Here is a 23,439-nt window from a genome sequence, read left to right on the forward strand (position 1 = left end):
GCCCCGCGTGCCCACCTGCCAGCCTTGACAGCACGGGGCGCGCGCCCGCAGGTGCCTGTCGGGTGTGCGCTCGGGCGGAGCGCGCGTTTGGCGGGAAGATGCGTGCGCACAGGCTCTTAGGCCATCGATCGGGCAGGGTCGCGCCGAGGCCGACCCGGCGGGTCGGGACTAGGTGGGCGAGCGTGGCCGTTCAGGCAGGGGGCGCGGGTCGGAAGCAGGACCGGGCGCGGACAGGCGGGAGACGACGGCTAGGATGCCTTGGAGCAATCAGAGCGGCGGCGGGGGCCCTTGGGGCCGGCCCGGCGGCAACGGCGGCGGTCCCTGGGGTGGTGGCGGCGGTGGCGGTGGCGGCAAGACGCCGCCCAACCTCGAGGACCTGCTCCGGCGTGGGCAGGACCGCCTGCGCAACCTGATCCCGGGCGGCGGCGGTAGCGGCGGCTACGGTGGCGGCGGCTCGACCGGCCTCGGGGGCGGCCGCAGCGCGGCGGTGATCGCGTCCCTCGCCCTGGCGATCTGGCTCGCCACGGGCTTCTACACCGTCTACCCGCGGCAGGTCGGCATCGAGACGATCTTCGGCCGCTACATCGGCACCAAGGGCGAGGGCCTGCGCTACAACTTCCCCTACCCGATCGGCGGCGTGGTGAAGCCGGATGTCGGCTCCCAGAACTCGATCCAGATCGGCTTCCGCTCCGGCCCCGGCGGCCAGGGCCGCAACCGCGACGTTCCGGACGAGAGCCTGATCCTCACCGGCGACGAGAACATCGTCGATCTCGACTTCGAGGTGCAGTGGCGGATCAACCCGCTGAAGGCCTCCGACTTCGTGTTCAACCTCCAGAATCCGGAGGGCACCATCAAGGCGATCTCCGAGAGCGCGATGCGCGAGGTGATCGGCCGCCGCAACATCCAGGCGATCCTGACCAACGAGCAGTCGAGCATCGCCCAGGAGGTCAAGGAGATGGTCCAGAAGGCGCTCGACGAGTACGGCGCCGGCGTGCGCATCGAGGTGGTGCAGCTCGTCTCGGTCAACCCGCCGCCGGAGGTGCGCCCCGCCTTCATCGACGTGAACGCCGCCCAGCAGGACGCCGACACGGCGCAGAACGAGGCCAAGACCTACGCCAGCCGCGAGGTGCCGCAGGCCCGGGGTAAGGCCTCCCAGATCGTCCAGCAGGCCGAAGCCTACCGGACCAAGGCGACCGCCGACGCCACCGGCCAGGCGGCGCGCTTCAGCGAGGTCTACGCCTCCTACAAGGCCGCCCCGGCGATCAGCCGCGAACGGATCTTCCTGGAGACGATGGAGAAGGTTCTGGGCTCCGTGAACAAGGTGATCATCGACCAGAACGGGACGCAGCCCGGGACGGCTGCGGCGGCCGGCGTGCTGCCGGTGCTGCCGCTCTCCGAGTTCGGCCCCCGCGCCCAGACCCAGACGGGAGCCGCCCGATGAAACAGGCTCTTCGCACCGGCCTGATCGCCGTCGCGGCGATCGTCGCGATCGGGCTCTACGCCTCGATCTTCACCGTCGGCCAGATGCAGCAGGCCCTGGTCCTGCAGTTCGGCCGCGTCCGCGCCGTGCTCAACGCCACCGGCGAGGAGAAGCCCGGCCTCTACTTCAAGATCCCGTTCATGGAGAACGTGGTCATCTTCGACAAGCGGGTGCTCGACCTCGACCTGCCGGTCCAGACGGTACTCACCGCCGACCGGCAGAACCTGGAGGTGGACGCCTTTGCCCGGTACCGGATCCTCGATCCGCTGCGCTTCTATCAAGCGGTCGGCAACAAGGAGCTGGCGAACCAGCGCCTGGCGAGCTTCACCAATTCCGGGCTGCGCAACGTGCTGGCCCGCTCGACCCGCGACGCCATCGTCAAGACGGATCGCGGTCAGCTGATGCACCAGATCCAGGAGGACGTGAACCGGCAGGCCAAGGCGCTCGGCATCGAGATCGTGGACCTGCGCATGACCCGGGTCGATCTGCCCGCACAGAACTCGGCCGCAGTCTACAAGCGGATGAAGACCGAGCGCGAGCGCGAGGCGGCCGACATCCGCGCCAACGGCGACCAGATCGCCGCCACGATCCGCGCCAAGGCCGACCGGGAGGTGACGGTGATCCTGGCCGAGGCGACGCAGAAATCCGAGCAGCTGCGCGGCCAGGGCGACGCCGACAAGAACCGGATCCTCGCGGAGGCGTTCGGCCAGGATGCGGACTTCTTCAGCTTCTACCGCTCCATGCAGGCCTACGAGGTGGGGCTGAAGGGATCGGATACGCGCCTGGTGATCAGCCCGAGTTCGGACTTCTTCCGCTACTTCAGCGATCCGCAGGGCCGGGCGGCGGCCTCTTCGGCGGCCCCCCGCAACCCGCGCGGACCCGCGGATCCGAGCGCGACCACCGGTTCGACGACCGGGGCGGCGCGCTGATCGACCGCGTGTTGGCGCCATGGCGCCGGCGGACTACCTTGCGCGACAATGAGCGGGCCCCGATCTCGGATCGCGGGCCCGTAAATCGGGAGACGCGTTCTTGAAGAGGTCGATCATGTACCCCGTCGCGAGCGCCCCTGGGGCGCCCATCGGCCGCGCCAAGGCGCAACCCCGCTCCCGCGCCCGCGCGCTGATGGCCTCGATCCTGGTCGGCGCGTCCGTGGCCACCGCCGCCCTGCCGGTTCCGGCCTTCGCCAAGGGGCCGGCCTCCCTGGCCGACCTCGCCGATCAGGTCACCGACGCGGTGGTGAACATCTCGGCCTCCACGACGGTCGAGGCGCGCAGCAGCCGCGCCGGGCCGCAGGTCCCCCCGGGTACGCCCTTCGAGGATCTGTTCGAGGAGTTCTTCAACCGTCGCGGCGGCCGCGGCGGTGGCGGTGGCGGAGAGCGGGGCGAGAGCGACGCGCCGCGCCAGCAGCGCAAGTCCAATTCCCTGGGCTCCGGCTTCATCATCGATGCCTCCGGCATCGTGGTGACCAACAACCACGTTATCGGCGACGCGAACGACATCCAGGTCATCCTGCACGACGGCACCAAGCTGAAGGCCGAGATCGTCGGCAAGGATCCGAAGATCGACCTCGCGGTGCTGCGGGTGAAGCCGACGGCCGAGCGGCCCCTGAAGGCCGTGCCGTTCGGCGATTCCGACAAGATGCGGCCGGGCGACTGGGTCATCGCCATCGGCAACCCGTTCGGGCTCGGCGGCTCGGTCTCGGCCGGCATCGTCTCGGCCCGGGGCCGGAACATCGAGTCCGGACCGTACGACAACTACATTCAGACCGACGCGGCCATCAACAAGGGCAATTCGGGCGGTCCGCTGTTCAACATGGACGGTGAGGTGATCGGCATCAACACCGCCATCCTGTCGCCCACCGGCGGCTCGGTGGGCATCGGCTTCGCGGTGCCGTCGGGGACGGCCAAGCCCGTGATCGACCAGCTCCGCGACTTCGGCGAGGTTCGCCGGGGCTGGCTCGGCGTGCGCATCCAGAACGTCGATGACGCCACCGCGGAGGCCCTCAACCTGAAGGGTGGGCCGCGGGGGGCCCTGGTGGCCGGCGTCGACGAGAAGGGCCCGGCTAAGACCGCCGGCATCGAGGTCGGCGACGTGATCCTGAAGTTCAACGGCGCCCCCGTGAAGGCCTCGGGCGACCTGCCGCGCATCGTCGCCTCCACGCCGGTCGGCCAGAAGGTCGACGTGGTCGTCATGCGCAAGGGCGAGGAGGTGACGAAGCCCGTCACCCTCGGCCGTCTGGAGGACGGCGACAAGCCCCAGCTCGCCAACCTGCGCCAGCCGGAGCCCGAGAGCGCGACCCGTCAGGCGCTCGGTCTCAACCTCTCCGGCATGACCGACGACCTGCGCAAGAAGTACTCGATCAAGGACACCGTGAAGGGCGTGGTCGTGACCCGCGTCGATCCGAACTCGACGGCGGCCGACAAGCGGATCCAGCCCGGCGAGGTGATCGTCGAGGTCGGCCAGGAGGCGGTCAACACTCCGGCGGACGTGACCAAGCGGGTCGACACCCTGAAGAAGGACGGCCGCAAGTCGGTCCTCTTGCTGGTGGCGGGCGCCACGGGCGACGTGCGCTTCGTGGCGATCGGGCTGGACTGAGTGCCGTCAGGCGCGCGATCGAGGGCCGTCGCTTCGCGGGGAGCGGCGGCCTTTCCTGTGTTCAGGGCACGCCGCCTGGACGCGGCGCCACGGGGCGGCATACGGGTGCCGCGGGTCGGTGCGGCTCGGACGATCCGCGATCCGTGACGGCCGTCGCCTTCGATACCCCGAAATTCGCCCCCGCCCCGGTGAGAAGGCGAGGCTGCCGCCCGGGCCGGACGAGGGCTTGGCCGACGCGCAAGTGGATGTCGCCGACTGCCCTCCCGCTACGATGGCCCACATCCGCGATGTTCAGGTCGACACGGGCATCTCGACACGTGCAGATCGACATCCGGATCGTGTGGAGCGACATCGAGGCCGTGAAAGGCGCCGGCGCCTCCGCGGAGGACGAGACGGTGGGCTGGCTCATGGGGACGCACGGCCGTCAGACCCGGGCGGTTCCGGGGGCGGTCATCGCCCCGCCTCGCCCCCTGCGCTGAGCGCTCACCCCACGAACTCCGCCGCCGCGTAGCCCTGCAGGTACAGGAGCGCGGTGAGGTCGCTGTGCTCGACCCGGACCCGCGCCGCGGCCGCGACCGCGGGCTTCGCCCGGAACGCCACGCCGAGGCCGGCCTCGCTCAGCATGTCGAGATCGTTGGCCCCGTCGCCCACCGCGAGGGTCTCGGCGGCCCCGAGGCCCAATTGGCCGCGCAGGGCGATCAGCGTCGCGCGCTTCTCGGCCTTCCCGACGATCGGGGACTCGACGACTCCGGTGAGCCGCCCGTTCGCCACGCCGAGCACGTTGGACCGGTGCTCGTCGAAGCCAATCATCGCGGCGATCGGGCCGGTGAAGACGGTGAAGCCGCCCGAGACCAGGCAGGTATGGGCGCCGTGCGCCCGCATCGTCCGCACCAGCGTGCGGCCGCCCGGGGTCAGGGTCAGGTGCTCGGCGATCAGTCCGTCGACCGCGCCGACCGGGATGTCCTTCAGGAGCGCCACGCGCTCGCGCAGGGCCGGCTCGAAGGCGATCTCGCCGCGCATCGCCCGCTCGGTGATCGCCGCGACATGGTCCTTGAGGCCGAGCGTCCCGGCGAGCTCGTCGATGCATTCCTGCTCGATCATGGTGGAATCCATGTCGGCCAGGAACAGGCGCTTGCGCCGGTGCGCGTCGGCGGGAAGCACCGCGAGATCGACCGGCTCGCCCGCGAGGGCCGTGCGCAGCCTCTCCGCGAGGGACGCCGCCGCGGCGGGCTCGCCCGGCACCAGCAGCTCGGCGGCGACTTCCCCGTGCAGGATCCGGGGCTGATGCTCCGTCCGCAGCACGGCGCGGGACTCGGCCAGGACCGCGTCGGTGATGGACGGCCGATCCGGGTTTGCTATCAGGACCGCGACCAGCATCGTGGAGGTACGCCTTGCCAGACCGGGAGGAGGCCGGGGGGCGCCCGGCCGCGATCCTCATCGCAGGGCCCACCGCGTCGGGCAAGTCGGCGCTCGCCGCGCGGCTGGCCCGACGGCACGAGGGCGTGGTGATCAACACCGATTCGATGCAGGTCTACGCGGACCTGCGCCGCCTGACCGCCCGGCCCGACCCGGACGAGGAGGCGCGGGTGCCCCACAGGCTCTATGGCCATGTCGACGGCGCCGTGAACTACTCCGTGGGGCATTTCTCGCGGGACGCGGCGGCGCTGCTGGGGACGCTCGGCGGGCGCTTGCCGGTCTTCGTGGGCGGCACGGGCCTGTATTTCCGGGCGCTGGAGCAGGGGTTCTCGGAGTTGCCGCCGGTCCCCGAGCCGGTGCGCGCGCAGGTGCGGACCGAGGCCGAGGGACGACCGACCGCAGCGCTCCACGCCGAACTCGCCCGGCACGACCCCGAGGGCGCCGCCCGCCTGCGCCCGAGCGACCGGATGCGGGTGATGCGCGCCCTGGAAATCTTTCTCGCCACAGGCCGGCCGATCGCCAGCTTCTACGGCGATCCGGTCCCCGGCCCGCTCGCCGGCTGGACGCTCGACAAGATCTTCCTGGCGCCCGACCGCGCGGTGCTGCGCGCCCGCATCGACACCCGCTTCCGGGCGATGATCGCTGCGGGCGCCCTGGACGAGGTCGCCCGTCTGCGCGCCCGAAACCTCGATCCATTGCTGCCGGTGATGCGGGCCCACGGCGTGCCGGGCCTGATCGCCCATCTCGACGGGGCGATCGATCTGGAGGCGGCGATCACCCGCGGGCAGGCGGATACGCGGGCCTATGCGAAGCGCCAGTTCACGTGGTTCCGCCACCAGATGGGGACGGGCTGGCGCTGGCTCGATCCAGAGGCTGCGGCGGGCGACGCGCTACTGTGACGGGTGAGCCCGATCCGCCGGGCGGAGCGGGCTCACCCGTCACCGGCCCTAGGCTGGGTCTTCATCTCCCGTGCGGGCGGGGGACAGGGCGAGGGAGCAAGTCCTTCCGGAAGTGCCCCCACCGCCCGCGCGCTCACGGAAGAGCACGAAAGAGCCGGTATGGCGCGTCTCGCCCCCGCGCCGCGGCCCGGGGCGACGCTTCAGCGCTCCAGGCGCGCCACCAAGCTCGACGTGTCCCAGCGGTTGCCGCCCATGGCCTGGACCTCGGCGTAGAATTGATCGACCAGGGCTGAGACCGGCAGCTTGGCGCCGTTGCGGCGGGCCTCGTCCAGCAGGATGCCGAGATCCTTGCGCATCCAATCCACGGCGAAGCCGAAATCGAACTTGCCCTGGTTCATGGTCTTGCCGCGGTTCTCCATCTGCCAGGAGCCGGCGGCCCCCTTGGAGATCACGTCGAGCACGGCCTCCACGTCGAGGCCGGCGCGCTTGGCGAAGTGGACGCCCTCGGAGAGGCCCTGGACGAGGCCGGCGATGCAGATCTGGTTGACCATCTTGGTGAGCTGGCCGGAACCCGCCGGGCCCATCAGCCGGCAGGCGCGGGCGAAGGAGCCGATCGCGCCCTCGACCTTGGCGTAGGTCGCCGGATCGCCGCCGCACATCACGGTGAGCACGCCGTTCTCGGCGCCGGCCTGGCCGCCGGAGACCGGCGCGTCGACGAAGCCGAGTCCCTTGGCGTCCGCCGCGGCGGCGAGCTCCCGGGCGACCTCGGCGGAGGCCGTGGTGTGGTCGACGAAGATCGCGCCGGGCTTCATGCCGGCGAGCGCGCCGTCCTCGCCCAGCACGACGCTGCGCAGGTCGTCGTCGTTGCCCACGCAGGCGAACACGATCTCGGCGCCCTCGACGGCCTGCCGGGGCGTGGGCGCGTGGGCGCCGCCGTAGGTCTTCACCCAGGCCTCGGCCTTGGGCGTGGTGCGGTTGTAGACGGTGACGTCGTGGCCACCCTTCTTGGCGAGGTGTCCGGCCATGGGGCCGCCCATCACGCCAAGACCCAGGAATGCGACCTTCGCCATTGTTGTGCGCTCCTCGCAGGCCCGGTCGGCGCCGGCGCCCTTCCTTCGCTCACGGCAGGCGGCGACAAGACCCGGCCGCCGGTTCGTGAGAGTGATCGGGGCCGTGCCGAAGACCGGACGTGACAGATCGGGCATCGTGCCGCCGCCGACGCTGCATCACAGCTCGGATCGCTTGCGTCAACGTCGGACCAATAGGATAAACCGCCCGTGTAGCCCGGGACCCGCGAGTCCCAGCCGGAGCCCCCGCGGCCCCGCGCGCGAGGTGGTCGGTCAGGGAGTGGGACATGGGTTCGGCGATCGGCAGGCATGGGCCCTGGGCCCTCGTGGGGGCACTCGGCGCCGCGGCTCTGGCGATCGTGGCGAGCCAGCGGGGCGAGACCATCAACGCCCTCTGGATCGTGGTCGCGGCGGTCTGCACCTACCTGATCGCCTACCGCTCCTATTCCCAGTTCATCGCCGACAAGGTGATGCGCCTCGACCCCAAACGCCTGACCCCGGCGGTCCGCCACAATGACGGGCTCGACTACGTCCCCACCAACCGCGGCGTCCTGTTCGGCCACCACTTCGCGGCGATCGCGGGCGCGGGCCCGCTGGTCGGCCCGGTGCTGGCCGCCCAGATGGGCTACCTGCCCGGCATGCTGTGGATCCTGGCCGGCGTCGTGCTGGCCGGCGCCGTGCAGGACTTCATGGTCCTGTTCGTGTCGATGCGGCGGGACGGGCGCTCGCTCGGCGAGCTGATCCGGGCCGAGCTCGGCACCGTGCCGGGCATCATCGCCCTGTTCGGCACCTTCCTGATCATGGTGATCCTGCTGGCCGTGCTGGCGCTGATCGTCGTCAAGGCGCTCGCCGAGAGCCCCTGGGGCACCTTCACGGTGATGTCGACGATCCCGATCGCCATGCTGATGGGCGTCTATTCGCGCTACATCCGCCCGGGCAAGATCGGCGAGGTCTCGATCCTCGGCTTCGTCCTGCTGATGCTGGCGATCGTCGCGGGCGGCTCGGTGGCGTCGAGCCCGGTCTGGGCCCCGGCCTTCACCTTCACGGGCCCGCAGCTCTGCTGGATGCTGATCGGCTACGGCTTCGTCGCCTCGATCCTGCCGGTCTGGCTGCTCCTCGCCCCGCGCGACTACCTGTCGACCTTCCTGAAGATCGGCACCATCGTCGGGCTGGCGCTCGGCATCGCCTTCGTGGCCCCGCACATGCAGATGCCGGCGGTCACCAAGTTCGTCGACGGCACCGGTCCGGTCTGGGCCGGCAGCCTGTTCCCGTTCCTGTTCATCACCATCGCGTGCGGCGCGGTCTCGGGCTTCCACGCCCTGATCTCGTCGGGCACCACGCCGAAGCTGATCGCCAGCGAGGCCGATGCCCGCTTCATCGGCTACGGCGGCATGCTGATGGAATCCTTCGTGGCGATCATGGCGCTGGTCTCGGCCTGCGTGATCGACCCGGGCGTCTACTTCACCATGAACTCGCCCGCCGCCTTGGTCGGCACGACGCCCGAGACGGCCGCCGCCGCGGTGTCCAAGCTCGGCTTCGCTACGACGCCCGAGGTGATCACCCAGACCGCGGCCGACGTCGGCGAGCACACGATCATCTCGCGCGCGGGCGGCGCGCCGACGCTCGCGGTCGGCATGGCCCACATCATTTCGTCGGCCGTCGGCGGCAAGGCGATGATGGCCTTCTGGTACCACTTCGCGATCCTGTTCGAGGCGCTCTTCATCCTCACCGCGGTGGACGCGGGTACCCGCGCCTGCCGGTTCATGGTGCAGGACCTCGTCGCGCTCGCCGTCCCGTCGTTCAAGAACACCACGTCGTGGGGTCCGAGCATCGCGGCGACCGCCATCTCGGTGGGGGCCTGGGGCTACTTCCTCTATCAGGGCGTGACCGACCCGCTGGGCGGCATCAACACCCTGTGGCCCCTGTTCGGCATCTCGAACCAGATGCTCGCTGCGGTGGCTCTGACCCTCTGCACGGTGGTGATCTTCAAGATGAAGCGCGAGCGCTACGCGTTCGTGACCATCATCCCGACCGCGTGGCTGTGCCTGTGCACCCTCACGGCCGGCTGGCAGAAGATCTTCTCGGCCGATCCGAAGATCGGGTTCCTGGCCCATGCCGAGCGCTACGCGACGGCCGCCGCGGAGGGCAAGATCCTGGCACCGGCCAAGAACGCCGATCAGATGAGCCAGATCATCCTCAACGACCGGATCGACGCGGTCCTGGCGGCCCTGTTCATCGGCCTCGTCGTCGCCATCGCGGGCTTCGGCATCGCGGCCTGCCTGAAGGCGTGGCGCGCCGATCGCTGGACCGCGTTGGAGACCGAGCCCCGCATGGTCGCCGCGGAGTAGGAACACCATGCAGCAGACAAACCTGCGGGATCGACTCCGGACGCTGTCGAAATGCGTCTGCGACGGCGCCCGGCTGATGGTGGGGCAGGGGGATTACGCGACCTATGCGGAGCATATCCGCCGCACCCATCCCGACCGGGCGCCCATGACGGAGGTGGAGTTCTTCCGCAACCGGGAGAATGCCCGCTTCGGCGTGGGCAACACCTCGGGCTTCCGCTGCTGCTGAGCGGTGCGGCGGGGCCGGGTGACGGGCCGCCCGGTCGGGCCTGCCGGCCTTCGGCGGCGCGAAGCGGCCGAGGGAAGCGACGGAGGGGGGTAGCTGCGGACAGCGCGCGATCGGTGCGCGCCGCGCTGCTGAGCGGCGTCGCCCCGCTCCCGGACGGCGCGCGCCTGTCCCGGGCGGGGGACCGCCTCGACCGGGCTCGATCCGCGAAGGGGCGCCGCCCGCCGCCGCCATCCGGACCGATCCGGCGCCACCGGCGTTTACCCTGCCGGAGGGCGGTTCGGCCCTCATCTGCGAGCAGGGAGCCGATGACCGACGACAACGCGCAGGACCCGGTCGAGCCGAAGGCCGTCAACACAGCGCACGCCTGGGAGCGGGCCTACTGGGCACGCCGCCTCATGGTCCCGGTGGAGCAGGTCGAGGCCGCCGTGGCGGCGGTCGGCGACGATCCGGCCCGCGTGGCGGCCCATCTCGGGCGGGACTGGCCCGGCCACGAGCCCGCGACCTGAGCCGGCATCCCCGGCCCAAGCTCGACCGCATCTTGACTCGGCGGCCACAATGTCCGCCATCTCCGACCTGACGGGAGGCCGGCATGAGCATTTTCCAGGACGCCATCCTTCGGTTCGGCCGCACGATCATGTCGTACGCGGGCGACGCCGTCTTCCTTCAGGCCGCGGTCTCCGCCGCGGCCAACGTCATCGTGGCCGACGGGGACGTGGCCGAGGAGGAGATCGAGTCGGCGATCAGCGGCATCCGCGCGAACCCGATCCTCGAGAAATCCTACGACACCCTGCGGGTCGAGCAGGAACTCTATGAGGCCATCGCCCGGGCCAAGACCCGGGCGGGGCGCCTGGAGAACCTGCGGCTCGTCGGCGCCATCGCGGAGCGGCCGATCGAGCAGCGCCAAGACGTGTTCCTGATCGGCGCGGACGTGGCTGATTTCGGCGGCATCAGCGCGGTCGAGCACAAGGCGCTCGACGAGATCGCCGGGGCTCTGCAGGTCGACAAATCCGCGCTCCTGCGGTGATCCGGCGGGCGAGGCCTCCCCGCGCCGATCTTGTCCGAGGCGCACGCTCATCCTGAGGTGCCGGAGCGCGGAGGCTCGAACGAGCCCGCCAGCCGGCCGGTTGAACCCTGGAGTCCGTCCTCGAGGCCCGCTCCGGCGGGCACCTCCCCGTGAGGGTGCGGGCGATCCATCCCGGGCGCCAAGGGGGCCCGCCCTGCGGCGACGCGGCCCGACCCTTGCCTGCTCCCTTGCCGATCCGGACGTGATAGCGAAACAGTCCGGGTATCCGGTGCGCCGGTATGCAACGCGGAGTTGCCGGCCCGCCGCCGGCCGGCGGAGACCGCATGGGCCTCGTCCTCTACGCCCTCAAGTTCCGGATCACGACCTACGTGCTCGCCGTGCTGATGATGCTCGGCGGCGTCGGCGCGATCGTCGTGATGCCCAAGGACGTGCTGCCGGTCGTCGACATCCCGGTCGTCGTGGTGGTCTGGACCTATACCGGCCTGTCCGCGCCGGAGATGGAACAGCGCATCACAACCTACGCCGAATACGGGATCTCCAACAACGTCAACAATATCCGCCGCATGGAGTCGACGACGCTCCAGGGAACGGCGGTGCAGCGGGTCTACTTCGACCCGTCGGTCAGCCTGGATCTGGCCATCGCCCAGGTCGTCTCCTCGACCAACTCGATCCGCGCCGTGATGCCCACCGGCACGCAGCCGCCGGTGATCGTGCGCTACTCCGCCTCCTCGGTGCCGGTGATCCAGCTTGCCCTGACCTCGGCCAAGCAGAGCCTCAACGAGGTCTACGACTACGCCCAGTATCGGATCCGCCAGACCCTCGCACAGGTGCCGGGCTCGACCCTGCCGTCGCCCTTCGGCGGCGCACCCCGGCAGATCATGGTCGATCTCGACCTCAACGCCCTGCAGGCGCTCGGCCTGACGCCGCTGGACGTCACCAACGCCATGACGGCCCAGAACCTGACGGTGCCGTCCGGCCTGACCAAGATCGGCGAGCAGCAATACCCCGTCCAGCTCAACGCCACGCCGCCCTCGATCGAGACCCTGAATCTCGCGCCGATCAAGGTCGTGGCCGGGCAACCGGTCCTGATGCGCGACGTCGCCTACGTCCGCGACGGCGGTCCGCCGCAGGTCAACGTCGTCAGCGCCGACGGCCAGCAGGCCGTGCTGATGCAGATCATCAAGAACGGCAACGCCTCGACGCTCAACGTCGTCAACAACGTCAAGGCGGCGATGCCGACGATCCGCGCGGCCGCACCCGAAGGCCTGTCGATCAAGCCGCTGTTCGATCAGTCGGTCTTCGTGTCGAACGCCATCGAGGGCGTGCTGCACGAGGCCCTCACCGCGGCGGCGCTGACGGGACTGGCGATCCTGCTGTTCCTCGGCTCCTGGCGCTCGACGATCATCGTGCTGATCTCGATCCCGCTCTGCGTGATGACCTCGCTCGCCGTGCTGGCGGCGCTGGGCGAGACCATCAACGTCATGACGCTCGGCGGCCTCGCCCTGGCGGTGGGCATCCTGGTGGACGACGCCACGGTGGCGATCGAGAACACCTACCGGCTGTTCGAGGAGGGCGAGGAATTCCGCGAGAGCGTGGTTCACGGCGCCGCCGGGATCGCCAAGCCGGCGCTGATCTCGACGCTGGCGATCTGCGCGGCCTTCACGGCGGTGTTCGCGCTCACCGACACGCCGAAATACCTGTTCACCCCGCAGGCGCTCGCGGTCGTGTTCGCGATGCTGACCTCCTACCTGCTGTCGCGGACCCTGGTGCCGCTGCTGATCGACGTGATCGTCGCGCCGGAATACCGGCAGAAGCACGCCAAGGACCGGGCGCAGCATGAGGCACCCCGGCGGGGCCGGATCGCCCGGGCGCTCGGTCTCGTCGGCGCCCCCCTGATGCGGCTCGCCGGCCGGATCCACGCCGGCTTCGAGCGGGGCTTCGCGCGGTTCCACCGGGGCTATGTCGGCCTGCTGCACGCGGTGCTGCGCCATCGGATCGTCACCCTCGGGATCGTCGTCGGCGTGCTGGCCATGACCGGCGTGCAGTTCGCCTTCGTCGGCCAGGACTACTTCCCGCAGATCGAGGCGAGCCAGATGACCCTGCATCTGCGCACGCGCACGGGCATGCGCATCGAGACCGCCCGGCAGGTCTTCGCCGAGGTCGAGGACACCGTCCGTGAGGTCATCCCCCCGGGCGAGGTCGATCAGGTCCTCCAGAACATCGGCCTGCCGTCGAACAACTACAATTTCGCGTTCTCGGACGGCTCGTTCGTGTCCTACAACGACGGGCAGATGCTCATCAGCCTCAAGGAGGGGCACGGCCCTGTGGCGGGCTACATGAAGCGCCTGCGCGCGGTGCTGCTGAAGCGCTTCCCCGACGTGATCGCCTATTTCCAGCCCGCCGACATGATCACCCAGATCCTGAACTTCGGTGTCCTCACACCGATCGACGTGCAGGTCTCCGGCCGGAACAAGGAGAAGGACCTGGAGGTCGCCCAGCGCATCGTCCAGCGGCTGAAGCACACCAAGGGGCTCGTCGACGTCCACCTGCAGCAGATCGTCAACGAGCCGCAATTCTACGTCGACGTCGACCGGCGCCTCGCCTCCGAACTCGGGCTCACCGAGCAGCAGGTGGCGCAGAACATGAACATCTCGCTGTCCGGCAGCTATCAGGTGACGCCGAACTTCTGGCCGGACCCGAAGACCGGCATCCCCTACCAGCTCTGGGTGCAGACGCCCGAATACCGCAACAGCTCGCTCACCGACCTGCGCAACACGCCGATGTTCGTGCGCGCGGCCGCGACCTCCGGCTCCGGTCCGGGCGTGCTGACGCTGCTCTCCAGCCTCGCCGACATCCGCCGGGTGCCGACGCAGACCATGATCAGCCACGTCAACATCCAGCCGACCTTCGACATCTTCGCCTCGGTCCAGGACCGGGATCTCGGCTCGGTGGCGCGCGACATCGACGCGATCGCGCAGGAGGAGCAGAAGAACCTGCAGGCGCCCGACAAGATCGCGGTGCGCGGGCAGATCGAGAACATGCGCTCGGCCTTCCTCCGCCTGGAGATCGGCCTCGGCATCGCGCTGATCGCCGTCTACCTGCTGATGGCGGTGAACTACCAGAGCTGGGGCGACCCCTTCGTGGTGATCGCGGCCCTGCCGATGGCGTTCTGCGGCATCACCTTCGCGCTGTTCATCACCGGCACGACCTTCTCGATCCCGTCGATCTTCGGGGCGATCATGTCGGTGGGCATCGCGTCGGCGAACTCGATCCTGCTCGTCACCTTCGCCAAGGAGCACCGGGAGGCGACGGGCTGCAACGCCCTGGAGGCGGCGATCACCGCGGGCGAGACCCGCCTGCGGCCGGTGCTGATGACCGCCTCGGCGATGTTCCTGGGGCTGATCCCGATGGCGCTCGGCACCGGCGAGGGCGGCGAGCAGAACGCGGCGCTCGCCCGCGCCGTGATGGGCGGCATCGCCTTCGCGACGCCCGCGACGCTGCTGCTGGTGCCGTTCCTCTACGTGCTGATGCGGGGCGGGCCGGCGCGGCCGGTGCAGGATTACCTGGAGCCGGAGGGGCAGCCGGCGGCCTGAAACGGGAGCCGGTCCCGGCGGGTGGAGTGCGGCTCGGCGAGGCTGCTTCTCCGGCCGTTTCTCCGGGAGGGGGCGACGGGCGGCCCGGGCCACCCGCGCCCTCATCCTGACGTGTCAGGGCGGAGCGTAGCCCGCGCGGGAGCTCTCCAGGGATCGCGCGCCGTCCGGAGGGCGCCTTCGAGGCCGGGCGATCGGGGATCGCCCGGCAACCCGGGACGAGGGCGCGTTCCGGATTATCCGGACCTCCTCGACGGTCACCCCTCCTTGAACCCGTATTCCGGCGTATCGTCGTCGTTACCGTAGTACTTGTACGGCAGGAACTTGCCCGACATGGTGAGCCGCACCCGGTCGCCCTTGTTGTTGGCCTCCCGGGCCATGTCCATGTTGAAGTCGATCGCCGACATGATGCCGTCGCCGAACTCCTCCTGGATCAGCTCCTTGAAGGTCGTGCCGTAGACCATCACGAGCTCGTAGAACCGGTAGATCAGCGGGTCGGTGGGCGGCATCGACGGGATCGAGCCGCGATAGGGCGCCTCGTTGAGCATCCGCTCCTCGGCCTCGGTGAGGCCGAACAGCTCGGCGGCCCGCTTGGCCTGCGCCTTCGGCAGCTTCATCTGGCCCATGCAGGCCGCCGTGATCAGGAACGGCGACAGGCCACCGATCGCCTCGTGGATGTGCTTCCAGCTCCACCCCTTCTCGCGCTTGATGTCGAGCAGCTTCTCGGTGAGGTCCTCGCGTTTCATCGTTTGCTCCCTGTTCGATGGATCGGCTCGTTCCGACCCGGTTTCAGCCCGGATCGGCGATGTGCCCGGGCCGGGCGGGCAAGCCGTATGCCAAGCGCGAGGCCGGAACGGCCGACGTCGGCGGTCGACCGGGAGCGTGCTTTCGATGCACCGGGCGGTCGGGAAGCGCACAACCGCGATCGGAAACGCTTGCATCCGTGGCGTGTTTCCGGACCATGCGCCCTCTGGTCTCGGAGGCGGGCTTTGGGCGGAGACGATCGGGACGGGCAGACGGCCGATGGGACGGCGGGCGCATCCGCGCCGCCGGCCCCGTGGGAATTTGTGCTGCCGGAGGAGACCGCCACCGAGGATCTCGGGCTGTTCCTCTCCGAACTCCTGCTCCCGGGGGACGTGGTGGCGCTGTCCGGCGGCTTGGGCGGCGGCAAGACGACGCTCGCCCGCGCGGTGATCCGGGAACTCGCCGGCGACCCGCGTCTGGAAGTTCCCAGCCCGACCTTCACGCTGGTTCAGCCCTACACGGCCCGCGATGGCCGCGGGATCATCCACGCCGATCTCTACCGTCTGCGCGACTCCGACGAGCTGGTGGAGCTCGGCTTCGACGAGATGGCCGAGGACGCCATCACCCTCGTCGAGTGGCCTGATCGGATGCCGCCCCGCGCCGGCCCGGTGCTCACCGTCGACCTGTCCCTGCGGGCCGAGTTCGGCCCCGAGGCGCGGTTCGCCCGGATCGACGGCTCCGGAGGCATGCGCGCCCGCCTCGACCGGGCCCGGGCGGTGCGCCGGCTCCTCGACCGCAGCGGCTGGGATCTCGCCGAGCGCGTGCTGATGCAGGGCGACGCCTCCTCGCGCGCCTACGAGCGCCTGACCAAGCCCGACGGCACCAGCGCGGTGCTGATGATCGCACCGCCCCGGCCGGACGGACCGCCGGTGCGCGACGGCAAGCCCTACAGCGCGATCGTCCATCTGGCCGAGAGCGTCCACGCCTTCGTGGCCCTCGACCGCGGCCTGCGGGCGCTGGGCTTCTCGGCGCCGAAGATCTACGGCGAGGACCTCGCCGAGGGCCTGCTGATCCTGGAGGATCTCGGCAGCGAGCCGGTGATCGAGGCCGGCGCCCCGCGCCCCGAGCGCTACGCCGAGGCCGTGCGCCTGCTCGCCAAGCTCCACGCCACCCCGCTGCCGGCGGTTCTACCGGTGGCGGACGGGATCGAGCACGTGCTGCCGGCCTACGACACGGAGGCGCTGCTGTTCGAGACGGAGCTGATGCCGGACTGGTACGCCCCGGCGATCCGGAACGTCACCCTGTCCGACGCGGCGCGCGCAGACTTCGTCGACCTGTGGCGCGAGGCCCTGGCGGGGGCGGTTCCGGACCGGCCCACCTGGACCCTGCGCGACTATCATTCTCCGAACCTGATTTGGCTGCCCGATCGGGATGGGCTGGAGCGGGTCGGGCTGATCGACTTCCAGGACGCCGTGATGGGCCATCCGGCCTACGACGTGGCCTCGCTGCTGCAGGATGCGCGGGTCGACGCCAGCGCGGAGTTCGAGCTGCGGCTGCTCGGCCTCTACGCCCGCGAGCGCCGGGGGAAGGACCCGGCCTTCGATGTCAGCGCCTTCGCCACCGCCTACGCGCTGCTCGCCGCGCAGCGGGCCACCAAGATCCTCGGCATCTTCGCCCGGCTTGACCGGCGCGACGGCAAGCCCGGCTACCTCGCCCACCTGCCGCGGATCGAGGGCTACCTCGCCCGCAACCTCGCCCATCCGGCGCTGGCCGGGCTGCGGGCTTGGCATGCGGAACACCTTCCGGGCCTCGTCCCCCCCGCTCCCGAACCCTGACCACCGGATCCTTCACCGCATGAGCGAGCCCCGCCCCGCCGTCAGCCGCGCCTTCGTCCTGGCCGCCGGCCTGGGCAAGCGCATGCGACCGGTGACCGCCACGGTGCCGAAGCCCCTGGTGGCGGTGGCCGGCAAGGCCCTCCTCGACCACGCCCTGGACCGGGTCGCCGAGGCCGGAATCGACCGCGCGGTGGTCAACGTCCACTACCTCGCCGACCAGATCGAGGCTCACCTCGGCCGCCGGGCCGGGGGGCCGGTCATCCAGGTCTCCGACGAGCGCGCTGCGCTGCTGGAGACGGGCGGAGGCATCCGCAAGGCGCTGCCGCTGCTCGGCGATCAACCCTTCGTGGTGCTGAACTCGGATTCGTTCTGGCTCGAGGGATCGGTCTCCAATCTGCGCAGGCTGGTGGAAACTTGGGACGGGCGCTGCATGGACGGGCTGCTCCTGGTGGCACCCACCGCGTCCAGCCTCGGCTACGAGGGCGCCGGCGATTTCGTGATGGACCCGGATGGCCGCCTGGAGCGCCGTGGGACGCGCGCGGCGGCTCCCTACATCTACGCCGGCGTGGCGATCCTGACCCCGGGCCTCTTCGCCGATGTGCCGGAGGGGGCGTTCTCGCTCAACCTGCTGTTCGACCGGGCGATCGCGGCCGGGCGGCTGTTCGGTATGGCGCTCGACGGCCAGTGGCTCCATGTCGGCACGCCGGAGGCGATCCGGGCCGCGGAGGAGCGCGTGACGGCGAGCCGGATTTCCTGACCCGCCCCTGGTCGCGGCGGGCGTCTCGCACGGGACCGACGTCTCGCCCGATTCCGTGTCGTGAGGTGTCTTGCCAAGCCCGATCCGAGCCTCTAGAAGCCCCTGACACCGGCGAGCCAAGAGCTCGCCGCCGTGTCAGGCGCCCGTAGCTCAGCTGGATAGAGCACCAGACTACGAATCTGGGGGTCAGAGGTTCGAATCCTTTCGGGCGCGCCAACAACTTCAAACACTTAGCCGCCGCTTCCTTATTTGGCATTCGTCGGAAATAAGGGAAATTGGGTGATAGTAGCTGCAACATGCAAGCTTGATCATTCGTGCGCCTGCCATCGAAGGCGTGGCCCGATCGCTTAAGCCGGTTCTGGTAGTAGCTGCCTCTTAATCAGCGGGTCCTAGGTTCGAACCCTAGTGCGCCCACCAATAATATCAGGGGCTTAGATGCAGAAATGCCCTATTTGGGCTTTCTCGCCTGACCCGAACGTAACACCTGACGTAACACCGCACGGCATCGCAGTCCCTCGGGAGGGCGCAATCGAATCCGAGCTGCCGAAGCTGGTGGCGATGGATGCGGATTGCTCGCCTAAACCATTTTGCGAGTTGCCAAGCTGCCGCGTTTTGCCTGCCGACCGAGCATGCAGCTCACGTCGGGTAATTACCCATGCCCTTGCGCGGGTCGGATTTCGCTGATTCCCTTGTGATACCGTTTCCGGCTGATCGACTCGGGGCGGATTACCGCTGGCGCGGCGCGGGGTTAGCGTGTGTGCCTTCTCGCGGAGGCGGACATGGCCCATATCGCCGATCATCTGAGCGTCGAGGAACTGGGTCGGCGTGCCCGCACCAGCGCGGATGCCTGCGCGGCACGGCACTACCAGGCGATCTGGCTTCTGGCCCAGGGGGCAGCCGGTGTCGGCGACGGCGGCCGTCACCGGCTTCGTGCCGCGCTGGCTTGAGCAACTGGCGAGCCGCTACAACCAGTTCGGTCCCGAGGCGCTGGGTGATCGCCGCCGCCGCAACGGCGCGCGGGCGCGGCTGCTGACGCCCGAACTCCTGGGCCGCCTGCGCAGGCGGCTGGAGACGCCACCGCCCGACGGGGGCGTGTGGACCACCACCAAGATCGCGGTCTGGATGGCGCAGGATCTCGGCCTCGTCTCGGTCTACCCGCAGCGGGCCTGGGACGCGCTGCAGGCGCTCGGCTGGTCGAACCAGGCGCCGCGCCCGGAGAACCCGGCTGCGGCCGGCCCCGACGCGCAGGAAGCCTTCAAAACAAACGCGCCGCCACGCTCGCCGAGGAAGAGGCGCGCCAGCCCGGCCGCCCGGTCACGCTCTTCTGCACGGACGAGCACCGGATCGGGCTGAAGCCCGTGACTCGCCGGGTCTGGGCCCCGCGTGGCCAGCGGCCCACCGCGCTTGGCCATCACCGCTACGAGTGGCTCTACGTCACCGCTTTTGTGGCGCCGGCCACCGGTGAGAGCCACTGGTACGTCGGCAACGGCGTCTCCAAGCCGCTGTTCGAGCGCCTGCTCGCCCTGTTCGCGCAGGAAGCCGGCGCAGGCCCACAGCGCACGATCCTCCTGCTGCTCGACGGGGCCGGCTGGCACACCGAGCCGGGACTGCGGGTGCCCGACGGCCTGAGGCTCATCCACCTGCCGCCCTACACCCCTGAACTCCAACCCGCCGAGCATCTCTGGCGCCTCGTCGACGAGCCGATCGTCAACTGGCACTTCGACCGGATCGCCGAGATCCAGGACCGCATCGAGCAGCGCTGCCGCGACCTCGAAGCTCGACCAGACATCCTCCGAGACAACACGCTCTTCCGCTGGTGGCCTCAGAAATCCACACCGAACTAATCAATCGGAAATGGTATGAGATGGGCCGCAGCGAACTGGAACGGCTGAGCCGCGAAGAGCTGATCGAGCTGGTGCTGCGGCTGCAGCGGCCAGTAGCAGCAGCTAAATTGCGAATCGACCGCTGGAAGGCCTCGGCGCTCCAGTACATGTTAGAATCCGCAACGAAGATAAGACGGACTGACGTGAGTCAGCTAGGGGCAAATCAACTGAGAAGAACTCCAGAGGCCTATAAAATTAATCCATTTCTGAACCCTCTCAATCAATATAAATTGTAAACTAATAGTACTCTTTTATGTATTCAAATGAGCGTTCGAACAGCTCTGCATCCTGGTGCAGCTTGTAGCGGAAAAGCGTCTGGCGAAGCACCTTCTTGACTTCACGCTCACCCGCATGCGTGGCCTGCCAGCCTTCGAAGCGGACTGCGCGCACGATCTCGTCGATATCGTCTACGACCCGCTTCACCATCACGGGCGTGTCTCCGTTCCGGGCTTCCTCGAAGAGCCCGGTCAACGCCGCCTTGCCACGATCTATCTCATCTTCCTCTGGTGTCTCGCGTTCGGTCTTCACCACGTCCTTTGCTAGCGCCAGAAGCTCTTTCAGGAAGTCGATCGATAGCAGCAGACCCTGCTGATGCCGATTTTTAAGATCCTCAAGGCGCTGCCCCAGTGCCTTGAATTTTGGATCTCCGGCGTGCTTCCGTAGACGACCCGCCAGCTTGACAGATACTTCTTTGGCCTTCTTTTCCGGATCAGTGTTTCCGAGGACGGCTTCGAGCAATTCGGCATCCAGAACCAAGGTGTCGAGATCGTCGCGCACCGCATCCACATGAACGTTCTCGTGGATCAGCTGGATGGTCTTTGCCCCTAGCCGATGCCAAAGCAGCCGCCCAGTGCCGCTGGAAGGCTTCAGAGACTCATAAACCTGCGTTAGCCATCGATAGTCGCTTTCATAAGGCGTCAGCACTGGATCTGGCGATAGCGCCTCCCAGATCCTTGCCAGAACGCTGAAGTCGGCCGCAAAGGCGTCGCGCAGGTCGTTGTTCGGTATGCACTCCTGAGCGGCGATTAGACCCTCGTAACCGGTCAGGCCGCGGTCGACGCCCGCGAAATAGGCCAAGCACTTCTGCAAGGCGGTCGGCAGGGCGGTGACCAGCTCGGCGATGTTCGACACCGCTCTCTGCACGCCCTCCTCATCGAATCTTAACGCTTGCGCGACGTCGTCGAAGATGCCGAGGTAATCGACGATCAGGCCGTGCGTTTTCTGCTCGCCATAGGGGCGGTTCGTGCGGCAGATCGCCTGCAGCAGCGTGTGGTCGCGCAACGGCTTGTCCAAATACATTGTCTGCAGGATTGGCGCGTCAAAACCAGTTAGCAGTTTGGACGTCACGATGATGATCTTCAGCGGATCTTTTGGATCGCGGAATCGGTCGAGCAGCTTCTCTTCGACATTGCGGTCACGCTTGAAGGGAGCGTAATCCGACTCGCCGCTGTTGACCGAAATCACCACGTCCGAAACCTCGGGCGGCAAGTGACGGTCAAGCTCCTGCTTGTAGAGCAAACAACTTTCGCGGTCGAAGGTCACCACCTGCGCGCCGAAGCCGTTCGGTGCGACCTTTTCCTGAAAGTGCTTGGCGATGTCAGCGCAAATCGCGCGGATGCGCTCCGGCGCTTTGACAAGAATCGACATCTTGGCCGCCGCCTTGCCCAAACGATCCCGGTCCTCGTCGGTCAGGCCCTGCGTCAGTTCGGAGTAGGCTTCCTCGATAGCCTTCTGGTCGATGTGAACGTCCACTAACCGTGGCTCGAAATGCAACTCTTTCGTAGCGCCGTCGCGGATCGAGTCATTCAAGCCATAGCGGCTCAGGTAGCCGCCTTCGTCCGTTTCTGCGCCGAAAGCGTAGAACGTGTTCTTGTCGGTGCGGTTGATCGGGGTGCCGGTCAGGCCAAACAGGAACGCGTTCGGCAGCGCCTCGCGCATCTTGCGGCCCAGATCGCCTTCCTGCGTGCGGTGCGCCTCGTCCACCAGCACGATGATGTTGTCGCGGTTGTTCAGCACACCGTCGGCCTCGGCGAACTTCTGGATCGTGGTAATCACCACCTTCCGCGCATCCTGGCCGAGAAGATCGGCCAACTCCTTGCGGCTTTCGGTGCGCACCATGTTAGGCATGTCGGCAGCATAGAAGGTGCCCGAGATCTGGCTGTCTAGGTCGATGCGGTCCACCACGATCAGCACCGTGGGGTTCTTCAGCACCGGGTGCAGCCGCAGCTTGCGCGCAGCGAACAGCATCAGCAGCGATTTGCCCGACCCCTGGAAATGCCAGATCAGCCCCTTTCGCGGCTGGCCCGCTACCACTCGTGCGACGATCTTGTTGACGCCGTCCACCTGCTGATAACGGGCGATAATCTTGATGCGGTGCTTGCCCTTCTGCGTAGCGAAGGCTGTGAAGCTGTCGAGCATGTCCAGCACCATCGCCGGTTGCAGCATCGAGGCCGCGGCCTTTTCCACTGCCCCCATCGTCTGCGGCCCGTCGCCGTCGCGCCAGGGCCCCCACATATCGACCGGCATCCGGGCCGAGCCATAGCGAAATTCCTTGCCCTCGGTCGCCACCGAAAAGACGTTGGGCACGAACAACTCCGGCACGTTGCGTTCATAGTCGTTATGTACTTGCAAGGCGGCGTCGAGCCAGCTTTGGCTGGCGCGCACCGGCGTCTTTGCCTCGATCAGCACCAGCGGAATGCCGTTGACAAGCAGAACAAGATCGGCGCGCTTTTCGGTTTTGCCGGCGCGGATGGTGAACTGCTGGGTGACGGCAAAGCTGTTCTTCTCGATATCCTCAAAATCGATCAGGCGAACGGTGACGTGTTCACCATTCGCGCCAAAGGGCATCGAGCGTTCGCCGAGTAGCCATGCCGCGAATTCTTCATTCGTCTTCACCAGTCCGTCCGATCGAGCGCTCATGACAATGGCGCGCAGTCGGTAGAGTACGTCGTCGGCCCGGCGGGGGGCTAAGGCGATGTCCGGATTCAGGCGGATCAGGGCGTCTCGCAGGTGGGACTCAACCAGCACTTCCTGCGGTTGGCGGGGAAGGTCGGCGGGGGCAACGTAATGCCATCCGAGGCCACTTAATCCGGTGCCAACGCGGGCCAAGCCCGACGAAAACTCCCGAGGACGTGAGGTCAAAGGACCAGCCAGGATGTCGCGCAGATGCGCTTCAACGGTGTTCCCTTCATTGAAGCTGGCGATACGAAGGGCAGGTTCGACTTGGTACGACGCGCTTTCCGCGCCCGATTCGATTCCAGATACCTTGATGGGCTCCAACAGGGCCTGCAACCTAGATTGAGCTTCCTCCGAATTCAGCAGCCGGCCAGCTTTGTCAGCTGGAACCGCAACGGTTAGAAGAATGCTACCCTGCTTCACGGACACGGTAAGCACGTCCTTTGGCGAGGCGTCGATGACTGCGGCAATCGCGACGAGGATGCGCTCTTTGTCCTTCTCGTAATCGTCCTTCGTCGTATCGAGTTTCAATATTACGAGCTGTTTTGGGCCTAAATCAGACGGAATGCCCTTGTAGCGAGCCACCCACGGCTTTTTCTTGTACAGTTCAAGTGTCTTCG

At 68.3% G+C, this 23,439-nt stretch carries 19 protein-coding genes, 1 tRNA gene and 1 pseudogene; 17 read left to right on the forward strand and 4 right to left on the reverse strand.

Annotated elements, in window-relative coordinates; genetic code table 11:
* Positions 1-253 precede the first annotated feature (253 nt).
* The 4 genes from hflK to MFF58_RS05385 all read left to right on the forward strand — a co-directional run bounded on the left by hflK (position 254) and on the right by MFF58_RS05385 (position 4,554).
* On the forward strand, positions 254-1,441 hold the full coding sequence (gene hflK / locus MFF58_RS05370) for an FtsH protease activity modulator HflK (protein WP_238285840.1): 1,188 nt from the start codon (positions 254-256) through the stop codon (positions 1,439-1,441).
* Positions 1,438-2,409 carry a protease modulator HflC gene (hflC, locus tag MFF58_RS05375; protein WP_238285841.1) on the forward strand — a complete coding sequence of 324 codons (972 nt, stop codon included), beginning with the start codon at positions 1,438-1,440 and terminating at the stop codon, positions 2,407-2,409. The genes hflK and hflC overlap by 4 nt, the downstream gene beginning before the upstream one ends.
* 115 nt (positions 2,410-2,524) lie before the next feature.
* Positions 2,525-4,075, forward strand: coding sequence for a DegQ family serine endoprotease (locus MFF58_RS05380; RefSeq protein ID WP_238285843.1), 1,551 nt, complete (start codon positions 2,525-2,527; stop codon positions 4,073-4,075).
* A gap of 317 nt (positions 4,076-4,392) precedes the next feature.
* Complete coding sequence (locus MFF58_RS05385) at positions 4,393-4,554, forward strand: hypothetical protein (RefSeq protein ID WP_238285845.1); 162 nt, start codon at positions 4,393-4,395, stop codon at positions 4,552-4,554.
* 4 nt (positions 4,555-4,558) lie between these two features.
* On the opposite strand, the gene serB is transcribed toward MFF58_RS05385, so the two are convergent.
* Positions 4,559-5,452 carry a phosphoserine phosphatase SerB gene (gene serB / locus MFF58_RS05390; protein WP_238285847.1) on the reverse strand — a complete coding sequence of 298 codons (894 nt, stop codon included), beginning with the start codon at positions 5,450-5,452 and terminating at the stop codon, positions 4,559-4,561.
* A 14-nt stretch (positions 5,453-5,466) separates the two neighbouring features.
* On the opposite strand from serB, the gene miaA reads away from it, so the two are divergent.
* Positions 5,467-6,390, forward strand: a complete 924-nt coding sequence (miaA, locus tag MFF58_RS05395) for a tRNA (adenosine(37)-N6)-dimethylallyltransferase MiaA (protein ID WP_238285849.1) — start codon at positions 5,467-5,469, stop codon at positions 6,388-6,390.
* A 200-nt stretch (positions 6,391-6,590) separates the two neighbouring features.
* On the opposite strand, the gene MFF58_RS05400 is transcribed toward miaA, so the two are convergent.
* Entirely contained in the window at positions 6,591-7,460 is an 870-nt protein-coding gene (locus MFF58_RS05400; protein ID WP_238285850.1) for an NAD(P)-dependent oxidoreductase, read from the reverse strand.
* A 284-nt stretch (positions 7,461-7,744) separates the two neighbouring features.
* Here MFF58_RS05400 and MFF58_RS05405 point away from each other — a divergent pair, with 284 nt between their 5' ends.
* The 5 genes from MFF58_RS05405 to MFF58_RS05425 all read left to right on the forward strand — a co-directional run bounded on the left by MFF58_RS05405 (position 7,745) and on the right by MFF58_RS05425 (position 14,648).
* Complete coding sequence (locus MFF58_RS05405; RefSeq protein WP_238285851.1) at positions 7,745-9,805, forward strand: carbon starvation CstA family protein; 2,061 nt, start codon at positions 7,745-7,747, stop codon at positions 9,803-9,805.
* 7 nt (positions 9,806-9,812) lie between these two features.
* Positions 9,813-10,031 carry a YbdD/YjiX family protein gene (locus MFF58_RS05410; RefSeq protein ID WP_238285852.1) on the forward strand — a complete coding sequence of 73 codons (219 nt, stop codon included), beginning with the start codon at positions 9,813-9,815 and terminating at the stop codon, positions 10,029-10,031.
* A 305-nt stretch (positions 10,032-10,336) separates the two neighbouring features.
* Positions 10,337-10,537: a DUF3606 domain-containing protein gene (locus MFF58_RS05415; RefSeq protein WP_238285853.1), complete on the forward strand. Its 201-nt coding sequence runs from the start codon at positions 10,337-10,339 to the stop codon at positions 10,535-10,537.
* Positions 10,538-10,620: 83 nt separating this feature from the next.
* On the forward strand, positions 10,621-11,055 hold the full coding sequence (locus tag MFF58_RS05420; protein WP_238285854.1) for a tellurite resistance TerB family protein: 435 nt from the start codon (positions 10,621-10,623) through the stop codon (positions 11,053-11,055).
* 323 nt (positions 11,056-11,378) lie between these two features.
* Positions 11,379-14,648: an efflux RND transporter permease subunit gene (locus tag MFF58_RS05425; RefSeq protein ID WP_238285855.1), complete on the forward strand. Its 3,270-nt coding sequence runs from the start codon at positions 11,379-11,381 to the stop codon at positions 14,646-14,648.
* Between the two features lie 254 nt (positions 14,649-14,902).
* On the opposite strand, the gene cynS is transcribed toward MFF58_RS05425, so the two are convergent.
* A complete protein-coding gene (cynS, locus tag MFF58_RS05430) occupies positions 14,903-15,391 on the reverse strand; it encodes a cyanase (RefSeq protein WP_238285856.1) in 489 nt (162 codons plus the stop codon).
* Between the two features lie 243 nt (positions 15,392-15,634).
* Here cynS and tsaE point away from each other — a divergent pair, with 243 nt between their 5' ends.
* The 7 genes and pseudogenes from tsaE (at position 15,635) to MFF58_RS05465 (ending at position 20,100) form a co-directional block, all read left to right on the forward strand.
* Positions 15,635-17,224 carry a tRNA (adenosine(37)-N6)-threonylcarbamoyltransferase complex ATPase subunit type 1 TsaE gene (gene tsaE / locus MFF58_RS05435; protein WP_238285858.1) on the forward strand — a complete coding sequence of 530 codons (1,590 nt, stop codon included), beginning with the start codon at positions 15,635-15,637 and terminating at the stop codon, positions 17,222-17,224.
* 19 nt (positions 17,225-17,243) lie between these two features.
* Positions 17,244-17,981, forward strand: a complete 738-nt coding sequence (locus MFF58_RS05440; protein WP_238285860.1) for a nucleotidyltransferase family protein — start codon at positions 17,244-17,246, stop codon at positions 17,979-17,981.
* 139 nt (positions 17,982-18,120) lie between these two features.
* A tRNA-Arg gene (locus tag MFF58_RS05445) sits at positions 18,121-18,197 on the forward strand.
* 563 nt (positions 18,198-18,760) lie between these two features.
* Positions 18,761-18,928 (forward strand): hypothetical protein, encoded by a 168-nt coding sequence (locus MFF58_RS05450; RefSeq protein ID WP_238285862.1) that lies wholly within the window; start codon positions 18,761-18,763, stop codon positions 18,926-18,928.
* Positions 18,929-19,073: 145 nt separating this feature from the next.
* A pseudogene (locus MFF58_RS32215) lies at positions 19,074-19,232 on the forward strand (winged helix-turn-helix domain-containing protein); the annotation flags it as partial.
* Positions 19,172-19,825, forward strand: coding sequence for an IS630 family transposase (locus MFF58_RS05460; RefSeq protein WP_238285995.1), 654 nt, complete (start codon positions 19,172-19,174; stop codon positions 19,823-19,825). The pseudogene MFF58_RS32215 and the gene MFF58_RS05460, both read left to right, overlap by 61 nt.
* A 20-nt stretch (positions 19,826-19,845) precedes the next feature.
* Positions 19,846-20,100, forward strand: coding sequence for a hypothetical protein (locus MFF58_RS05465; protein ID WP_238286005.1), 255 nt, complete (start codon positions 19,846-19,848; stop codon positions 20,098-20,100).
* Between the two features lies 1 nt (position 20,101).
* On the opposite strand, the gene MFF58_RS05470 is transcribed toward MFF58_RS05465, so the two are convergent.
* On the reverse strand, positions 20,102-23,404 hold the full coding sequence (locus MFF58_RS05470) for a type I restriction endonuclease subunit R (protein WP_238285864.1): 3,303 nt from the start codon (positions 23,402-23,404) through the stop codon (positions 20,102-20,104).
* Positions 23,405-23,439 lie beyond the last annotated feature (35 nt).

The sequence above is a fragment of the Methylobacterium longum genome (assembly GCF_022179385.1).
In the GTDB taxonomy this organism is placed as follows: Bacteria; Pseudomonadota; Alphaproteobacteria; order Rhizobiales; family Beijerinckiaceae; genus Methylobacterium; species Methylobacterium longum.

Coding starts and splice junctions, on each gene's coding strand:
- hflK (WP_238285840.1), top strand. CDS start 254: ATGCCTTGGAGCAATCAGAGCGGCGGCGGGGGCCCTTGGGGCCGGCCC.
- hflC (WP_238285841.1), top strand. CDS start 1,438: ATGAAACAGGCTCTTCGCACCGGCCTGATCGCCGTCGCGGCGATCGTC.
- MFF58_RS05380 (WP_238285843.1), top strand. CDS start 2,525: ATGTACCCCGTCGCGAGCGCCCCTGGGGCGCCCATCGGCCGCGCCAAG.
- serB (WP_238285847.1), bottom strand. CDS start 5,452: ATGCTGGTCGCGGTCCTGATAGCAAACCCGGATCGGCCGTCCATCACC.
- MFF58_RS05400 (WP_238285850.1), bottom strand. CDS start 7,460: ATGGCGAAGGTCGCATTCCTGGGTCTTGGCGTGATGGGCGGCCCCATG.
- MFF58_RS05405 (WP_238285851.1), top strand. CDS start 7,745: ATGGGTTCGGCGATCGGCAGGCATGGGCCCTGGGCCCTCGTGGGGGCA.
- MFF58_RS05410 (WP_238285852.1), top strand. CDS start 9,813: ATGCAGCAGACAAACCTGCGGGATCGACTCCGGACGCTGTCGAAATGC.
- MFF58_RS05415 (WP_238285853.1), top strand. CDS start 10,337: ATGACCGACGACAACGCGCAGGACCCGGTCGAGCCGAAGGCCGTCAAC.
- MFF58_RS05420 (WP_238285854.1), top strand. CDS start 10,621: ATGAGCATTTTCCAGGACGCCATCCTTCGGTTCGGCCGCACGATCATG.
- MFF58_RS05425 (WP_238285855.1), top strand. CDS start 11,379: ATGGGCCTCGTCCTCTACGCCCTCAAGTTCCGGATCACGACCTACGTG.
- cynS (WP_238285856.1), bottom strand. CDS start 15,391: ATGAAACGCGAGGACCTCACCGAGAAGCTGCTCGACATCAAGCGCGAG.
- MFF58_RS05440 (WP_238285860.1), top strand. CDS start 17,244: ATGAGCGAGCCCCGCCCCGCCGTCAGCCGCGCCTTCGTCCTGGCCGCC.
- MFF58_RS05450 (WP_238285862.1), top strand. CDS start 18,761: ATGGCCCATATCGCCGATCATCTGAGCGTCGAGGAACTGGGTCGGCGT.
- MFF58_RS05465 (WP_238286005.1), top strand. CDS start 19,846: ATGGGCCGCAGCGAACTGGAACGGCTGAGCCGCGAAGAGCTGATCGAG.